The sequence below is a fragment of the Eremococcus coleocola DSM 15696 genome, assembly GCF_000428865.1.
GTDB lineage: Bacteria > Bacillota > Bacilli > Lactobacillales > Aerococcaceae > Eremococcus > Eremococcus coleocola.
The window spans coordinates 1-16,928 of sequence record NZ_AUAT01000025.1; the positions used below are offsets into that span (position 1 = coordinate 1).

Consider the following 16,928-nt stretch of genomic DNA (forward strand, 5'->3'; position numbering starts at 1 on the left):
AGCGCGAAGCCACCTTCGAGATGAGATTTCCCATTCGTAAGAAGTAAGACCCCTGAAAGACGATCAGGTAGATAGGTTCGGAGTGGAAGTACAGTAATGTATGGAGCGGACGAATACTAATCGGTCGAGGACTTAACCACAAAGAACAATTTTAAGGTTGAGATGAGGTATTCAGTTTTGAGTGACCAAGGTCATTCAAAGAGACATAAAGTGCACTGTGTGGTGATAAAGGCAAGAAGGGCACACCTGTTCCCATGCCGAACACAGTAGTTAAGCTTCTTAGCGCCGATGGTAGTGGGACTTGATCCTGTGAGAGTAGGTCGTCGCCATGCAGGGTACACTTTTAATGTCATTCCGCAATAGCTCAGCTGGCAGAGCGCATGACTGTTAATCATGATGTCGTAGGTTCGAGCCCTACTTGCGGAGTAAGTCAGCATGGAGAGTTGTCCGAGCTGGCCGAAGGAGCACGATTGGAAATCGTGTAGGCGCCCAAAAGGTGTCTCAAGGGTTCGAATCCCTTACTCTCCGTTTTTATATAATTATGGTCCGTTGGTCAAGTGGTTAAGACACCGCCCTTTCACGGCGGTAACACGGGTTCGAATCCCGTACGGACTATTATAAGTGCAACAACTGGAGGTTTAGCTCAGCTGGGAGAGCATCTGCCTTACAAGCAGAGGGTCAGCGGTTCGATCCCGTTAACCTCCATTAATTTAATATTATGGTCCGGTGGTGTAGGGGTTAACATGCCTGCCTGTCACGCAGGAGATCGCGGGTTCAAATCCCGTCCGGACCGTTTTGGCTTTGTAGCTCAGTTGGTAGAGCACTTGATTGAAGCTCAAGGTGTCGGCAGTTCGATTCTGTCCAAAGCCATATGGAGGGATAGCGAAGAGGCTAAACGCGGCGGACTGTAAATCCGCTCCTTCGGGTTCAGAGGTTCGAATCCTCTTCCCTCCATTATTAATTTTTGATTGGGAAATTGATCGAATCGGTTCTCAACTCACGATAGGGACTTAGTTTAACGGTAGAACAACGGTCTCCAAAACCGTTAGTGTGGGTTCGATTCCTACAGTCCCTGTTAAATCATGGCGGTTGTGGCGAAGTGGTTAACGCATCGGTTTGTGGCACCGACATTCGTGGGTTCGATTCCCATCAATCGCCTATTTTATTATTGGGGTATAGCCAAGCGGTAAGGCAACGGACTTTGACTCCGTCACTCGTTGGTTCGAATCCAGCTACCCCAGTTTTTTTTATATAATCTATTCGGCGGTATAGCCAAGTGGTAAGGCATGGGTCTGCAAAACCTCGATCACCGGTTCAAATCCGGTTACCGCCTTTAACACTTCTCATGCCGGTGTGGCGGAATTGGCAGACGCGCTGGACTCAAAATCCAGTGCCCGCGAGGGCGTATCGGTTCGACCCCGATCACCGGTATATAGCCTTTGGCTTCTAGCATCTCATCTTAGGATGAGGTGTTTTTTTTAAAAAATTTTCTTTTTGATTTTTAAGTATATTGAATAGGAGAGGTATTGGCTGCTGTTACAGAAACCTTTACTGGACCAGTTTTGATGCGTTTATCGGTTTCTGCCTATCATGAGTCTGGAAATTCACTGCCGATTATCAAGAATTTGCTACTTGGTTAGAAAGTCAAGGGGTTGCAGCGCTTGATATTTCCACGGGTGGTTTGTTACCAATTGAGCCTAGTTTTGATATTTGAGAAGGCCATCAATTAGCCTTTACAAAAGCAATAAAGGAATTTGTTTCGATTGATGTCACAGGGGTGGGGTATTAGATAATCCTGGTTTATGTGAATATGCCTTGGCTAGTGCTCATGTCGATGCGGTTATGCATGGACGTGTCTTAATAAGTAATAACAACTGGTTAGCCGACGCAGCCAAGCAACTCCATGACCATGATTTTCAGGTATATAATCATTTATATCAGTGGGGTCAAGTCAGATAGTTTACCATATTTTATTTTTTTTAGACTGTACTAAATTCTGGTACAGTCTTTTTTTAATGTTAATACTTATTTCAAACCTTTGTGATCCATACTTTTTTAAACTGTATCTAATATAATTACCAAATTTAAAAATTTGGATACAAACTGCTTGCATTTTTCTTTTAAAAGGTTATAATAGTTCCCATGCTAACTAATATAGTTTCCTAGAGAACTATTTATAAAAAAGGAGAGATTAATATCCATAATCAATTTAAGATAATTGTCCAAAATTTGGATAATTTAGCCGGTCGCCTGGCTAAGAATTTTGACTTGGAACACTTGGATGGTCCCCAAGGTCATGTTGTTTCATATTTAGGTCAACACCAGGCTGAAGATGTTTTCCAAAAAGACATTGAAGCTGAGTTAGAAATTTCTAAGTCAGTAGCCAGTCAATTAGTCCAAAGGATGGAGCGGAATGGTTTTATTGAGGTTGTGCCTTATGACAAGGACCGACGTTATAAGTGTCTGAGACTCACAGGTTTGGGCCAGGAAAAACTACCCATTATCAAAGATTTCTCCTTTATGATTGAAAACTTTCTCTTTGAAGGAATATCAAAAGCTGAGTTAGATCAAGTGATGAAGGTATTCAACCAGTTATCCAAAAATATTGAAAAGGTCAATCATTTGCTTGACCAAAAGGAGGAAACACAAAATGATACGTCTCTTTAAACGACTGACAGCTAAAGAAGTGCTGATGATTGTGCTTGCAGTTATACTCATTTGTCTCGGTGTCGGGATTGAATTGAATATTCCAGATTATATGTCAGATATTACTAAGTTACTACAAACCCCAGGGGTGGCCGTAGAAGACCTATATGATCCAGGTTCCAAAATGATTGGCTTGTCGCTCTTATCTCTAGTTCTATCTATTGTAGTGGTTTACTTATCAGGACGGGTAGCAGCCTCGTTTGCTTCGGATTTACGGCGAGATGTCTTTGAACATGTGATGGATTTTTCCACCGCTGAGATCAAACATTTCTCAGTTCCATCGCTAATCACTCGAACTACCAATGATATTGTTCAATTACAAATGTTTATTGCGATGGGATTGAATGTTATTGTGCGGGGACCAGTGATGGCGGTTTGGGCCATGACCAAAATAGCGGATAAAAATTTTGAGTGGCTTATGGTTACTGGTGCCGCCGTGGGTGTCATGTTGATTTTCTTAATTATACTGATGACCCTAGTTTTCCCTAAGCAAAAATTAGTTCAAGAACTGACCGATAAATTAAATGGAGTTATGCGGGAGTCCCTACTGGGAATGCGGGTCGTTCGAGCATACAATGCCGAAGACTATCAAAACCATAAGTTTAGTCAAGCCAATGATCAATTAACTGGTTTGAATTTGTTTATTAACCGGATGATGGGCTTGATGCAACCCATGATGATGATTGTGTCCAATGGTTTAACCCTGTCTGTCTATTGGATTGGGGCCTACTTAATCTCAGCTGCTGCCTTGCAAGAAAAAGTTGGTATTTTCTCTGATATGATTGTATTTTCTTCTTATGCCATGCAAGTAGTCTTTGGTTATATGATGATGACGGCGATTTTTATTATTTTACCCCGGACCTTAATTTCTGCCGGCCGGATTAATGCCGTCTTAGATACAAAAGCGAGTCTGTTTTACCCGGAAAATCCTAAAGCATGTGACCCTAGTCAAGCGGGATCCATTGAATTTGATCATGTTTCCTTTACCTATCCTGGAGCCCCTAATCCAGTGATTGAAGATGTCAGCTTCCAAGCTAGTGCGGGCCAGACTGTTGCCTTTATTGGGTCAACTGGATCAGGTAAGTCGACTTTGATTTCTTTAGTGCCCCGTTTTTATAATGCAAGTCAGGGATATATTTACTTAGATGGTCAGGATGTCCGTAACTATAGCCGTCAAGACTTAAATAATTTGATTGGTTATATTCCTCAAACAGCGGTTCTCTTTAATGGTGATATTGCCTCTAACCTAGACTTTGGTCAGTCCAAAGTCAGTCCTTTGGATGAAAACCAAATGTGGCAGGCCCTTGATATTGCTCAAGGAAAAGACTTCGTTCTTAATAAAGAGGACCAACTAAAAGCTCATGTGAGTCAGGGAGGGACTAACTTCTCTGGAGGTCAAAAACAACGGTTGGCGATTGCTCGTGCCATTGCCCGTAAACCAGAATTCTTAATTTTTGATGATTCCTTCTCTGCCCTGGATTATAAGACTGATAAGACTTTACGCCAGGCTTTGAATGATGAAACCAGTCAAACGACCAAGTTGATTGTTGCCCAACGAATTTCGACTATTATGGATGCAGACTTAATTCTAGTCTTAGACCAAGGTAAAGTGGTGGGACAAGGTACTCATCAAGAGTTACTGGCCCATAATCAGGTGTATCAAGAAATTGCCTATTCTCAATTAAGTAAGGAGGAACTCGCCCATGCCTAAGAATAAAAAAAACAAGCTTGGACTCAATACCTATGTCACCGGGCCCTTTAAAATATTAATCGGTGTGGCCGCTATTTTCTCTGTGATTGGTTCCTATATTTCTGTGATTGGGCCTGACCGTATCTCTGAAATTACTGATTTAATTGGTCAAGGCATCATGGGGAATATGAATTTAGACAAGATTTCTAAGATTGCCTATGGTTTAGCTGTGTTGTATGGAATTGGTGCCGTCCTTAATTATGGGTCCTCTTATATTATGGCAACGATTAGCCAACGGTTGACCCAAAACTTAAGGGATGATATTGGCCAAAAAGTTAACCGGATGCCCTTAAATTATTTTGATTCTCATTCTAAAGGGGATACCTTGTCTCGGGTCACCAATGACTTGGATACCTTGGGGGTATCACTTAACCAATCCTTAGCCTCTATTATTTCGTCTGTGGCCTTATTGGTGGGCTCTTTAATAATGATGTTCCGCACCAATGTAACCTTAACTTGGGTATCGATTGCCACGGTCGTGATTGGTTTTGGTGGAACAATTCTCTTGATGAAGAAATCTCGGTCCTTTTTTAAAGCCCAACAAAATGAACTTTCCCAGGTTAATGGCCATATCGAGGAAATGTATTCTGGTCATAATGTTGTTTTAGCTTATAATGGGGTCGAAAAGGCCAAAAATCAATTCAATGTCATTAATCAACGGTTAGAATCTGCCGTTTGGAAGGCTCAATTCTTCTCAGGGATTGCTTTCCCAATCATGGGCTTTATTAGTAACTTCGGTTATGTCTTGGTCTGTGTGGTGGGGGCGAGTCTAGTGATTAATGGCGATGCTACCATGGGTGCGATTGTTGCATTCATGATGTATATTCGGATGTTTACCCAACCAGTTCAACAACTTGCCCAAGCGAGTCAATCAGTGGCCCAAGCAAATGCAGCTATGGGACGGGTCTTTGAATTCTTAAATGAAACTGAAATGACTGATGAAAGTCACAAGGAACGTCAATTAAGTGAAGTTCAAGGCTTGGTTGAATTTGATCATGTTAAGTTTGGCTATAATGAAGACCAAACCATTATTCATGACTTCTCGGCCTATGCCAAACCAGGGCGGAAGGTGGCGATTGTAGGTCCGACCGGAGCAGGAAAGACAACCTTGGTTAATTTATTGATGCGGTTCTACGAAGTGAATGGCGGCAAGATTTCGATTGATGGGGTAGATATTAAAGAGATGCCCCGGGCTGAAATTCATGATTATTTTGCTATGGTATTGCAAGATACTTGGCTCTTTGAGGGGACGATCCGACAAAACCTCAAGTTTAACCAAAGTGGGATTAGTGATGAAGCCATGATTAAAGCTTGTAAGGCAGTGGGAATTGATCATTTTATCAATACGTTACCCGAGGCCTATGATACGGTCTTAGATGATTCTGTTTCACTATCTGTCGGCCAAAAGCAATTATTGACCATTGCCCGTGCCCTCATTAAAGATGCACCGCTTTTAATCTTGGATGAAGCGACTTCTTCTGTGGATACCCGGACCGAGGAATTAATCCAACAAGCTATGGATAAGTTGATGCAAGGACGGACTTCCTTTGTGATTGCCCACCGACTTTCAACCATTCGCAATGCTGATTTGATTCTGGTCCTAAATGAAGGTAATATCATTGAGCAGGGTAACCATGAAGAGCTGATGGCCGTAGATGGTTTCTATGCTGACCTATATAACAGTCAGTTTGAAGAAACAGAAGATGACGTAGCTTAATTTAATAGAAAAAATAACAGATTATTCGATTTGTAGATGCTTTGAGAAAAGTTATACAAAAAGAATCATCTGTTTTTTTATTTAAATTTAATTAGAAATACAATCTAGAAAAGTGATTTTAAAGTTTCCTCAATACTTATTTTTTGATGCTTGTGTGGGCAAATAGATGACCAAGTAATTAGAGGAATATTGTTATAATAAAAATGATAATAAATTTGATCTCCAATCAACGATTTTGTCAAGATTCATGAATATTTTATGAGAAAATGCTTCGCTTATAATAGCTTTATTATGGTATTTATAGCAATTATGAATATTTTATGGAGAAATTATTAGCTTCTTCAAGAATCTGTGACTTCTTTGGTGATTTGGTCACAAAGAAAAAAATTTATGGTATTCTAAGGTCAGAAAGAAAAAGGGGGAGATTTAGATGTTGAAAGTAAATAAAACCTTATTAACTTTATCCAGCTTTGCAATTTTAGCCGGCGTAACACCAATGATTAATGCTCAAGCAGCAGTGAATTTAGAACCTGAAGTTTATGTTCAAAAAGAGGGTCAAGCACCGGAAGTTCAAGGAAACGTAGAATTCCAAATTTTAAATGCAGATACCCAAGAAGTAGTTTGGTCTCAAACCAAAGATAATAAATCTGAAGGTCAGTTAAGTTTGCCAGCTGGTAATTATATTTACCGTCTTTATAACATTGCTGATTTAGTCGGTAGTGATAAAGATGTGATCGCTGAAAAAGTTCAACAAACCATGGATCCAGAAGGGCAAGCTTCTGGTAATTATACGGATGCCAGTCAAAAGGGTGCCTTAAATACACTCGATGATGGTAGTGTGGTATATGACTTACCATTTACCCTTGAAGTCGCCCAAGATGCTGAAGATACTTCAGCTAAATTAGTCTCCGAGCTTGATGTATACTTTAACCAAGTTGCGAGCGGCGAGGCTGAATCAGCAGCTTCCAGTGAGAGTGAAACCGGAGATGCTGGTGCGGGGACAGCAAATGAAGCTGAGAATCCAGCAGCCAACTCTGAATCGGCTGTAAGTGAAAGTATCGAAGCAGCACCTACTGAAAGCCAAACCGATGGGGAAACTTCAAGTAGTGAGGGTCAAGCTAATCCTGGTGTAGCTGCGGACCCAGCTCAAGCTAGTTCAGAAGTTGCTTCTGAAGCAGTTCCAGAACAAGTAGCGGCTGCTGAGACAGGTAAATTAACCTTCCAAATTTTAGATGACAAAGACCAACCTGTGGCAAATACCGTGGTTACCTTAGGTGATCAAGCGGTGACGACTGATGCAAGTGGTTTAGCTGTCTTTGAAGTACCCGCAGGTACTTATAACTATAATGTGACTGAAATTCCTGAAGGTTATACTTTAGATGTGACCGAACCTTCAATTGCAGTGGAAGCGGGTCAAGATATGACCTTCCCATTGAATTTGACTGCCACTGCGGAAGATGATCAATCGCAAGCACCTGGTGATGATGCGACAGCTCAAGAAGGTAAATGGACCTTCCAAATTTTAGATGAAAACGATAAGCCAGTTAAAGGTGTGACGGTAACTGTCGGTGACCAAAGTTTAACCACAGATGACCAAGGCTTAGCTGCTTTTACTTTACCAGTCGGTGATTACAAGTATTCTATCTCTAATCTACCAAAAGGTTATACGATTGAAGAGGCGGAATCTTCCTTTGCTATTGATCCAGGACAAGATATGACTTTCCCATTGAATTTAACTCCTGTGGAAAGTGGGGATGGCTCTTCTGACCAACCGACCCAAACAGGTAAATGGACCTTCCAAATTTTAGATGAAAAAGACCAACCGGTTAAAGGTGTAAGTGTCACTGTGGATGACCAAACAGTATCAACTGATGATAAAGGTAACGCTGCCTTTACCCTTGCAGTGGGTGAGCATACATACAAAATAGGCAATTTACCTCAAGGTTATACCATTGATCAAAGTGAATCTACGTTTGCAGTGGATCCAGACCAAGACATGACCTTCCCCTTGAATTTAAGCCGGGTTGGTGGCGATTCATCTGAGTCAGTTCCACCCGTTAAGGTAGCCAATGGTCGTTTAACTGTACAAGTTTTAGACGAAAATGATCATGGTGTTCAAGGGGTACAAGTTACTGTGGGTGACAAAGCGGTTCTCACTGATGCCCAAGGTAATGCAAGTTTTGAAATGCCAGCCGGTGAATATAAATTTGCGATTACCCAATTACCTCAAGGTTATGACCTTCCAAGTATGGAAGATACCATTGCCATTAAAGAAAATGGCAATATGACTTGGCCAGTGAACCTAATTAAAAAAGGTGGTTTCTTACCAAATACCGGTGAATCAACTGGTTTAGGAATTACCTTAGGCGCCTTAGTTCTTGCAGGTGGAGGTTTCTTCTTAATGAAAGGACGCCGCAACCATAGTAAATTACCTAAGTAAATAAATAGTTTTCCGAGTGTGGAAGGAGCTGGACTGTTGTTCAGCTCCTTCCGCTTTTTATTTTGGCCGATTTAGTTGCAACTTGGGGTCGATTTTTGACCACTTAGGCAAAAAAACGAGATGACAAAATAAATTTAGTCTACAATTTAAGTGTCAAGAGAAGGAAGGCAAGAAAAAGGAGGTGGCAGGAGATGCAAGTAAAGTTAGAACTTTCGCCCAAATATTCAGAGACTTTTGCAGTCATATATGCGGCGCAAATGGACTCGGAAATTGAATCTGCCTTAAGCACTTTAGGTCAAGGGAAACCTAAGCCAATCTTGGGCCTCAAGGAAGACCGACAAGTAGTTCTGACTGCGGACCAGGTCTATATGGCCCGGGTTGAAGGAGGGAAAGTGATGATTTATAGCCAAGACCAAGTCTTTCAATCCCGTTATCGGCTGTATGAATTGTTAGAATTGTTAGGTCCCGACTTTCAGCAAATTTCTAAGCAGACCTTGGTTAATTTGGACCGAATTCGGGAAATTGAAGCTGGTTTTTCTGGATCCCTCTTTTTAAAATTGAATAATGGCCAAGGAGATTATGTTAGTCGTAAATTTTTACCAGAGTTGAAAAAATATTTCGGAATATAAACCATAAAGGAGGCAACATTATGACAGTAAAAGAAGTATTGAAAAGTAGTTTTGTTGGTCTTGGAGTCGCTTGTTTAATTTTTATATTGGTGGGCCTCGTCTTTGATTGGGTCAACCAAGGAGAACTAGTGTTTGCGAGCTATGCTTTTTCTAAGATGGCCTTGGGTAGTTTGGTGATTGGTCTAGGTTTTGGTTTACCCAGTGTCGTTTATGAAAATGACCGGTTAAGCATGGGCATGCAAAGTCTCATCCATATGGGGACGGGCTGTCTGGTGATGGTGGGCGTCTTCATCTGGGAAGGCTGGTTACCACAAGGACATGGTTTCTTAATGGGACTAGCTGTACTTGCTGGCGCAGTATTGATTGCTGGCTTGATTTGGTACGGTTTTTATAAGGAAAATCTAAAACAAGCCCAAGCCTTGAATAAAGGCATTCAAGCGAAAAGGATGGCAAAATAAGTCAGTTTAATCGAAGAAATTAGAGCTGGTGCAAAGTTGGACTTTGTGCCAGCTCTTTTCTGGCTTTAGGTGTTGTTGTCTAAAAATCGTTGGAGTGGATGATGCGAGGCCACTATTTAAATTGAAGTAGTATGAATAATGCAGAAGTGGTGAGTGCATGACTTCGTTTATTTAAGACCAGGTCTAATATTCTTAAAAAAAGAGCGGATAATCTTAAAGTTTAATGAGTAGTCTAATTAAGATATTTGTCACAAAGTACTGAGAATAGAAAGTTTAGGATAAGATTAAATCAATATTAGAAAGAGATGTCCCTGAAAATAGTATTGACAATTTTTCACAAAACGATAGAATAAAACCGTATTCTGAGCAAATTTATATAAGAAAGAAGGAGTAAGAATGAAAGTTAAATTTGTCAAAATCATTGCGGTTTTAGCAATGGTGTTGTCCGTATTTGTGGGCATCCCATCTGTCTTGGCGGCAGATACCTATGAAGGGGTCGGTGCCGGCAAACACGGAGATATCAAGGTGGAAGTCACAATCGATCAAGATACCATTACGGATATTCAAGTTAAGGAAAGTGGAGAAAATGAAGTCTTGGCTGAGCCGGTTTTTACCGAACTACGTGAAGCCATTATTGCGAAAAACTCTGCCGATGTGGATGTGGTCTCAGGGTCTTCCGCAACCTCTAAGGGTTACATCGAAGCCGTCCAAGATGCCATCGAAAAAGCAGGAGTGAGTCTGGCTGCGGTCTCTCAAAAGAAAGATGAAAGTAAAGACAAAGACCAAACTGCCTCTGAAGAAGAATTCGACGTGGTAGTCGTAGGTGCTGGTGGTGCCGGTCTTTCAGCTTCTATTGAAGCAGCCCAAGCAGGTAAAAAGGTTGTCCTAGTTGAAAAAATGCCAGCTGTTGGGGGTAACACCTTAATTTCTGGGGGCGAAATGAATGCGCCCGGTAACTGGGTTCAAGAAAAATTAGGCATCAAAGATGACAGTGTAGACCTTTACTATGAAGATACCATGAAGGGTGGCGACCAAAAAGGTGATCCAGAAATGGTGCGGATTTTGGCTGAAAATGCCTTGAAATCTGCGGAATGGCTTAAAGATGAAGTTGGCGTAGAATTCTTAGAAGACCAACTCTTCCAATTTGGCGGCCACTCTGTAAAACGGGCCTTGATTCCTAAAGGTCATACTGGTGCTGAGTTAGTGACTAAATTAAAAGCCAAAGCCGATGAAGTCGGTGTTCGGACTGACTTAAATACGACAGTTAATGAATTAATCCAAGACGAAAACGGCCGGGTCACAGGGGTTAAAGCAACGACTCAAGATGGCCAAGAAATAACTTATATGGCTAAAAACGCAGTGATCTTAACTGCTGGTGGTTTTGGTTCTAACGTGGAAATGCGGAAAGAAGCCAACCCAGAATACGATGAACGTTACTTATCTACGGATACTGTTGGAACAACCGGTGATGGCATTGCCATGGCTGAAAAAGTCGGCGCTGCGACAACCAATATGGATTCCATTCAAACCTATCCTGTAGCTAACCCTGAAACGGGTATGATTTCTTTACTAGCAGATACTCGTTTTGATGGTGCAATCCTGATTAACCAAGAAGGTAACCGGTTTGTGGAAGAATTGGAACGGCGTGACGTAATTTCTAAAGCCATTTTAGCCCAAACAGGCGGCTACGCTTACGAATTATGGAATGATGAATTGGACCAAATTTCTCATTCAAAAGAGACTCATAAGGCAGAATACGAAGAATTATTGAAAACCGGTCTTTTAGTTGAAGCTGATTCTTTAGAAGAAGTGGCTGACTTCTTTGAAATTGATGCGGATGCTTTGAAAGCCACCGTTGATAAAGTCAATGAATACGCCAAGTCAGGTGAGGATAAAGACTTCAACCACCGGGCTGGTCTCCATGACTTATCTAAAGGTAAATACTACTTAATGAAATGTAAACCATCTGTTCACCATACTATGGGTGGTTTGGTCATCGACAAGGATACGCACGTCTTAGACAAAGACGGCAAGGCCATCGAAGGTCTATATGCTGCCGGTGAAGTTACTGGGGTTATCCATGGTACCAACCGTTTAGGCGGTAACGCCATTGCTGACATTATCACCTTTGGTCGTATGGCTGGCCAAAATGCCGCTAAATAATTAATCTTTGAGGGAGCCCAAGCTGCGTGCTTGGGCTTCTTTTTTTCTATCAAAAATCATTGCCAATTTGTTTGGGTGCTGGCTAGCGTCTGGTAGCTTTGATTGGCGAGCTGGTTATACCCAGCTCGCTTCTACATTAGTCCAGATTAGTCCAGCAAAAATGTTCGTTTAGCCACCCTCGGCTAGGGCAAAGATTCGAGTTTTGAAAAAGTGGAGTGGTGTATGGGAATAAGATTCGAGTTTCGGAAAACTAGAATCTTTATAGAATTTAATGTGCCAATCGAGATAGATTCACACACTTTTTAGACCAGAACAGTTGCCATCCCCCTGACGTATGCTAAAATAGTGGGCGAACGAAAAGGGGATGACTCATGCAAGCAAGTAAACAACAACTGGATTTAACTCAGGGACCGATTATTAAATCCTTGCTGATTTTTTCTTTACCAATTATGATTTCTAATCTCTTCCAACAATGTATGGGGTCATGGATTCCGTAATTGTGGGGAACTTTTTGGGAGACCAAGCCTTGGCGTCCGTCGGTGCGACGACGGCAATCTTCGAATTGATTGTGGGCTTTGCCTTGGGGATTGGGGCAGGCCTGTCCATTATTGTGGCCCGGTATTATGGTGCCCGCAATTATCAAATGGTCAAGCGCGCCACAGCGGCCTCCCTAATTATCGGACTGATCATTTCTCTCATGATCATGGTGATTGGTCACTTTGGCTTAAAGCCACTCCTAAAAGGCCTAAACACCCCTGCTGAAATTTTGACCAGGCCTTTGACTATATCTATATTATTCTGATTTTTATCTTAGTCTCCTTTGCCTATAATTTAGGCGCCGGCCTCCTCCGATCGATTGGGAACTCCATGGTGCCGCTCCTTATTCTGGTGTTTACTTCCTTCTTGAATGTCGGTCTGGATATCTTTATGATTACCGTCCTTCAAATGGGAGTTAAAGGGGCCTCCTATGCAACCGTCATTTCCCAAGCTATCTCAGTGGTTATTACCTTTATTTATATTTATAAAAAAGCTCCCGTCCTCGTGCCCACTAAGCAACAATTCAAAAACCAGCCCCAACTCTACCAAGAATTAATGAGCCAAGGCATGGCCATGGGTTTTATGTCTTCTATCGTTTCCATTGGATCAGTTATACTCCAAACTTCGGTCAACAGTTTTGGTGTGGCTGTCATTGGGGCCCATGTGACTGCTCGTCGGATTCTTTTCTTCTTTACTATGCCGACGGGGTCTATCTCTACTGCTTTAACCACCTTTGTCTCACAAAACTTTGGCGCCCGTCAATTTGAGCGGATTCGCCAGTCCCTTTTTAAATCTAATCTCATGTGTATCGTTTATTGTTTAGTTGGCAGCATCTTTATGGTTTTTGTCACTAAGAACCTCATGCACCTGTTAACTGGATCGAATGATCCGGTCTTGCTGAATACCGGCTTCCAATATATTATGTGGGCCTTGCCCTTTACGCCTTTCCTTTCAGTCTTGATGAACTACCGCAATGGCCTTCAAGGTCTCGGTCTCAAACGGGACCCGCTCATGTCATCGGTGATCGAAATGATTGGGAAAATTCTCTTCGTCATCTTCTTAATCCCGACCCTGGGTTATCTTGGAGTGATGATTACCGAGCCAATTCTATGGACGATTATGGCCATCCAATTAACCATTGCTTACTTTGTCAAAGCCAAACCAATTTTAACTCACCCTTCTAAGGAGGAATAGGAATGTATCCTACAATTTCAATCTCAGAATTCTTAAGCCGCGCAGAAAAATCAGCCCTAAATCTCTTAGATGTTCGTGGTCCGCAAGGCTTTGCAGCTAGCCACTTGCCCCAAGCCCAGTCTAAACCCTATGCCGACATTCTTACTTGGTCCAAAGATTTAGATTCCAACCAGGACTATTATGTTATTTGTGCTATCGGTCAAACTTCAGCCAAGGCGTGTGACTTTTTGGCTAGCCAAGGCTTTAAGGTAACCAATGTTGAAGGCGGTATGGCTGCCTTAGACTCAAGTTCTGATCTGGGATAGGATGGTTCTTACATGCGGATAGACCGTCTACTCCAAGTCAATGATTTTGGTTCCAAGAGTGACCGCAAGCATCTTTTTCAACGAAAAATTGTCACCGTTGACCAAAGGGTGATTACCGACGGATCCATCAATGTGGATCCAGGCTTACAGATCATTAAAGTAGGGAACCACTTAATTACTGGTCCCCAAGAATACTATTGGATGATGAATAAACCCGCCGGCTATGTGACTGCCAATAAAGATATCACCAAGCCGGTGGTTTTTGACTTATTACAAGCCCAAGACCGCCATCCTGACCTCTATAGCTTGGGTCGGTTGGACCGGTTTACCGAGGGACTCTTGATTTTGACCACCAATGGACCTTTGAGCCGGCGTCTCTTACAGCCCCACCAACATGTTGCCAAAACCTATGCGGTGGAAGTGAATGGTTTTTTGGGGTATGACCAGGTTCAAGCCTTTGCTCAAGGGATTGTGATCGATCAAAGCTACCAATGTCAACCTGCTCAACTCCAGATTATTCAAGCAGGTTCAAGTGCCAGTCGCGCCCAGGTTACCCTTCATGAAGGCAAGTTCCACCAAGTCAAAAAAATGTTTCTTTCTCTTGGTGTCAAAGTCACCCAACTCAAACGTCTTAGCTTTGCTGGGATTGACTTAGACCCTGATCTCGCCCCTGGACAATACCGAGTTTTAAAAGCAGATGAACTAGCACTCATCAAGGCTTTTTTAGGGCCTCAAAAGCCTGTTGGAAAGTAAGCGCTTGCCTTATTAGTCGCTTTTAAAGGCAAAATAGACTACAATGAGGAAAAGAACAGGTTTTAATAGATAAAGGAGAAACTATTATGAAATCAGACAATATGCGCGAAAGTAGTAATGTGGAGGACCGTCGTGGTCAATCCTCGGGCTCGTACGGGGGCAGGACTGGTATGGGCATGGGTTCTGGTGGCCTAGGCTTACTCCTACAATTATTATTATCCGGACGGGGTGGCTCAAAGTGGCTCATTCTTATTGTCCTAGCCTTTATGATTTTTGGTGGTGGCTTCTCGTTAACAGATATGTTCTCAGGATCCAATACCACAACTGACTCTCAAATTATTCAACAAGAAGGAACGCAAACGGGTGATCTCACCGATGCGGAGGGAGAATTTCTGTCTAAAGTCTTAGCTTCAACTGAAGACTTCTGGACGAAGAAGTTCCAAGAAGAAGGTCGGACTTATACGCCGACGACCCTTGTCTTATATTCTGGCGCTACTGCGACCAATGGTTGTGGTGTGGGGCAAGCTCAAGCGGGACCTTTCTATTGTCCGGGGGATAAGAAAGTCTATATTGATACCTCTTTTATTCGGGAATTAGCCAACCGTTATGGGGCTAAGGGTGACTTTGCTATGGCCTATGTCTTAGCTCATGAAGTGGGGCACCACGTGCAAAATGAAGTGGGGCTCATGGATGAATATAACCAAGCCCGTCAAGGCATATCCGAAAGTCAAGCTAACCAATTAAATGTACGGTTGGAATTACAGGCTGACTATTTAGCTGGTGCTTGGGCTAATTATGTTCAAGGTGAAGGCCTTTTAGATCAAGGTGATATTGAAGAAGCCATTCAAGCGGCTTATTCAGTGGGGGATGATACCCTCCAAGAAAAAAACTATGGCCGGGTTATGCCGGATACCTTTACTCATGGTAGTTCTGAACAACGGACCAAGTGGTTCAAACGTGGTTTCCAATATGGCGACTTCGAACACGGCGACACCTTCTCCGGTTCGATTGATATTTAATAGGCTTTACCAAGGCTGAGACTGAATATAGTCTCGGCTTTTTGTTTTGTTTGGATTAGGGTGTGGGCTGGATTTTTGAATGGGATATAATTATGGAAAGGAGGCAGATGGATTCTTTACCTGGCTGATAAGTGTGGAAAAATTGGTGGTATTTTCTTTACTTTATGCAGGAGTCGGGAAAATCTGGCTGTAATTCTTTACTTTTCCGAAAGTCAGGAAAAAACCAGTTGTAATTCTTTACTTTTCCGAAAGTCGGGAAAATCTGGCTGTAATTCTTTACTTTTCCGAAAGTCAGGAAAAAACCAGCTGTAATTCTTTACTTTTCCGAAAGTCAGGAAAAAACTAGCTGTAATTCTTTACTTTTCCAAAAGTCAGGAAAAGAGAGTAGATTTTTCTTTACTTGATGGATAAGTCAATAAAAAATTCCAGACTAGGACCTACAGTCATGAAAGCCATTTGTAGAATTCCATACCAGGACCTAAAGTTAGGAAAGACTGCTGTAAAAACCAAAGACTTAAGCTTAACTTCAGCCGATTTTTGATGCGGATTTCTAACGATAAGCGGCGTAAAACACTGACCTAATAGGCTCCGACTAAAGTGCAAGAAAATATTTTTGTCTCAACAACCCTTTTCTCTTGCAATTAAAAATAAAGAGAGTATAGTATAGGTATGGTAGTTAATTAGAATTTCTCTAAATAATACCAAAAAATATTCTAAATTTATAATAGGAGGAATTTATTATGGCAGACAAAAAAGTATATGAAGTTTCAAATGAAGTAGTGGCAACCCTTGGTACCTTATGGACTAAGCTCCACCAATATCATTTCTATGTACAAGGCCCTCACTTCTATTCATTACACGTTAAATTTGAAGAAATGTATGATGACATCGCAGAACAATATGATGATCTTGCTGAAATGTTATTAACTATGGGTCAAGAACCTGTGGCAACCCAAGCAGAAAACCAAGAATTATCCGTCGTTAAAGAAAACAAAGACGACAAAAATTTAGGTGCCGATGAAATGGTGGCTAACTTATTAGCAGACTACAAGGCAACTTCTGCAAAAATCCAAGAAGCCATGCATGCAGCTCAAGATGACGATGAATCTTGTCTAGAAGATTTACTAATTGAAATCAAAACTTCCGTAGATACTGCTGTGTGGATGTTATCTGCTTACTTAGGAAAAAAAGTAGAAAAATAAGCAGCAGGCTAAAAGTCGAAAATCTTTGATTTTCGCAAAATGGGCCGATAAGTGA

Annotated in this window: 12 protein-coding genes, 12 tRNA genes, 2 rRNA genes and 1 pseudogene; all 27 read left to right on the forward strand. The window is 41.8% G+C overall.

What is annotated here, in order from left to right; genetic code table 11:
• Positions 1 to 140: ribosomal RNA gene (locus tag G396_RS0106670) — 23S ribosomal RNA — on the forward strand; the annotation flags it as partial.
• Positions 141 to 218: 78 nt separating this feature from the next.
• A 5S ribosomal RNA gene (gene rrf, locus G396_RS0106675) occupies positions 219 to 332 on the forward strand.
• A gap of 21 nt (positions 333 to 353) precedes the next feature.
• A tRNA-Asn gene (locus G396_RS0106680) sits at positions 354 to 426 on the forward strand.
• Between the two features lie 11 nt (positions 427 to 437).
• Positions 438 to 528 (forward strand) — tRNA-Ser (locus tag G396_RS0106685).
• Positions 529 to 543: 15 nt separating this feature from the next.
• Positions 544 to 615 (forward strand) — tRNA-Glu (locus tag G396_RS0106690).
• 17 nt (positions 616 to 632) lie between these two features.
• A tRNA-Val gene (locus tag G396_RS0106695) sits at positions 633 to 705 on the forward strand.
• Positions 706 to 720: 15 nt separating this feature from the next.
• Positions 721 to 793, forward strand: a tRNA-Asp gene (locus G396_RS0106700).
• A gap of 4 nt (positions 794 to 797) precedes the next feature.
• A tRNA-Phe gene (locus G396_RS0106705) sits at positions 798 to 870 on the forward strand.
• Between the two features lie 3 nt (positions 871 to 873).
• Positions 874 to 954 (forward strand) — tRNA-Tyr (locus G396_RS0106710).
• A 50-nt stretch (positions 955 to 1,004) separates the two neighbouring features.
• A tRNA-Trp gene (locus G396_RS0106715) sits at positions 1,005 to 1,075 on the forward strand.
• A 10-nt stretch (positions 1,076 to 1,085) separates the two neighbouring features.
• Positions 1,086 to 1,158, forward strand: a tRNA-His gene (locus tag G396_RS0106720).
• Positions 1,159 to 1,169: 11 nt separating this feature from the next.
• Positions 1,170 to 1,241 (forward strand) — tRNA-Gln (locus G396_RS0106725).
• Between the two features lie 21 nt (positions 1,242 to 1,262).
• Positions 1,263 to 1,333 (forward strand) — tRNA-Cys (locus G396_RS0106730).
• A 14-nt stretch (positions 1,334 to 1,347) separates the two neighbouring features.
• Positions 1,348 to 1,431: transfer RNA gene (locus G396_RS0106735), tRNA-Leu, on the forward strand.
• A 384-nt stretch (positions 1,432 to 1,815) separates the two neighbouring features.
• Positions 1,816 to 1,959 (forward strand): hypothetical protein, encoded by a 144-nt coding sequence (locus G396_RS11455; protein ID WP_155857426.1) that lies wholly within the window; start codon positions 1,816 to 1,818, stop codon positions 1,957 to 1,959.
• A 270-nt stretch (positions 1,960 to 2,229) separates the two neighbouring features.
• Entirely contained in the window at positions 2,230 to 2,667 is a 438-nt protein-coding gene (locus G396_RS10380) for a MarR family winged helix-turn-helix transcriptional regulator (RefSeq protein ID WP_248623914.1), read from the forward strand.
• Positions 2,651 to 4,417: an ABC transporter ATP-binding protein gene (locus G396_RS0106750; RefSeq protein WP_028125486.1), complete on the forward strand. Its 1,767-nt coding sequence runs from the start codon at positions 2,651 to 2,653 to the stop codon at positions 4,415 to 4,417. Before G396_RS10380 ends, G396_RS0106750 begins: the two co-directional genes overlap by 17 nt.
• On the forward strand, positions 4,410 to 6,173 hold the full coding sequence (locus tag G396_RS0106755; RefSeq protein ID WP_028125487.1) for an ABC transporter ATP-binding protein: 1,764 nt from the start codon (positions 4,410 to 4,412) through the stop codon (positions 6,171 to 6,173). The genes G396_RS0106750 and G396_RS0106755 overlap by 8 nt, the downstream gene beginning before the upstream one ends.
• A gap of 430 nt (positions 6,174 to 6,603) precedes the next feature.
• Positions 6,604 to 8,613, forward strand: a complete 2,010-nt coding sequence (locus tag G396_RS0106760; RefSeq protein WP_028125488.1) for an MSCRAMM family protein — start codon at positions 6,604 to 6,606, stop codon at positions 8,611 to 8,613.
• Between the two features lie 191 nt (positions 8,614 to 8,804).
• Positions 8,805 to 9,242, forward strand: a complete 438-nt coding sequence (locus G396_RS0106765) for a LytTR family DNA-binding domain-containing protein (RefSeq protein ID WP_028125489.1) — start codon at positions 8,805 to 8,807, stop codon at positions 9,240 to 9,242.
• Positions 9,243 to 9,262: 20 nt separating this feature from the next.
• Entirely contained in the window at positions 9,263 to 9,700 is a 438-nt protein-coding gene (locus G396_RS0106770) for a DUF3021 domain-containing protein (RefSeq protein WP_034907777.1), read from the forward strand.
• A gap of 396 nt (positions 9,701 to 10,096) precedes the next feature.
• Positions 10,097 to 11,863 (forward strand): flavocytochrome c, encoded by a 1,767-nt coding sequence (locus tag G396_RS0106775; protein WP_028125491.1) that lies wholly within the window; start codon positions 10,097 to 10,099, stop codon positions 11,861 to 11,863.
• Between the two features lie 371 nt (positions 11,864 to 12,234).
• Positions 12,235 to 13,594 (forward strand): annotated as a pseudogene (locus G396_RS10385) (MATE family efflux transporter).
• Between the two features lie 2 nt (positions 13,595 to 13,596).
• Positions 13,597 to 13,899, forward strand: a complete 303-nt coding sequence (locus G396_RS0106785; RefSeq protein ID WP_028125492.1) for a rhodanese-like domain-containing protein — start codon at positions 13,597 to 13,599, stop codon at positions 13,897 to 13,899.
• A 12-nt stretch (positions 13,900 to 13,911) separates the two neighbouring features.
• Entirely contained in the window at positions 13,912 to 14,652 is a 741-nt protein-coding gene (locus tag G396_RS0106790; RefSeq protein WP_006418373.1) for a 16S rRNA pseudouridine(516) synthase, read from the forward strand.
• Between the two features lie 86 nt (positions 14,653 to 14,738).
• On the forward strand, positions 14,739 to 15,671 hold the full coding sequence (gene ypfJ / locus G396_RS0106795) for a KPN_02809 family neutral zinc metallopeptidase (RefSeq protein WP_028125493.1): 933 nt from the start codon (positions 14,739 to 14,741) through the stop codon (positions 15,669 to 15,671).
• A 740-nt stretch (positions 15,672 to 16,411) separates the two neighbouring features.
• Positions 16,412 to 16,873, forward strand: a complete 462-nt coding sequence (locus G396_RS0106805; RefSeq protein WP_028125494.1) for a Dps family protein — start codon at positions 16,412 to 16,414, stop codon at positions 16,871 to 16,873.
• Positions 16,874 to 16,928: the final 55 nt, after the last annotated feature.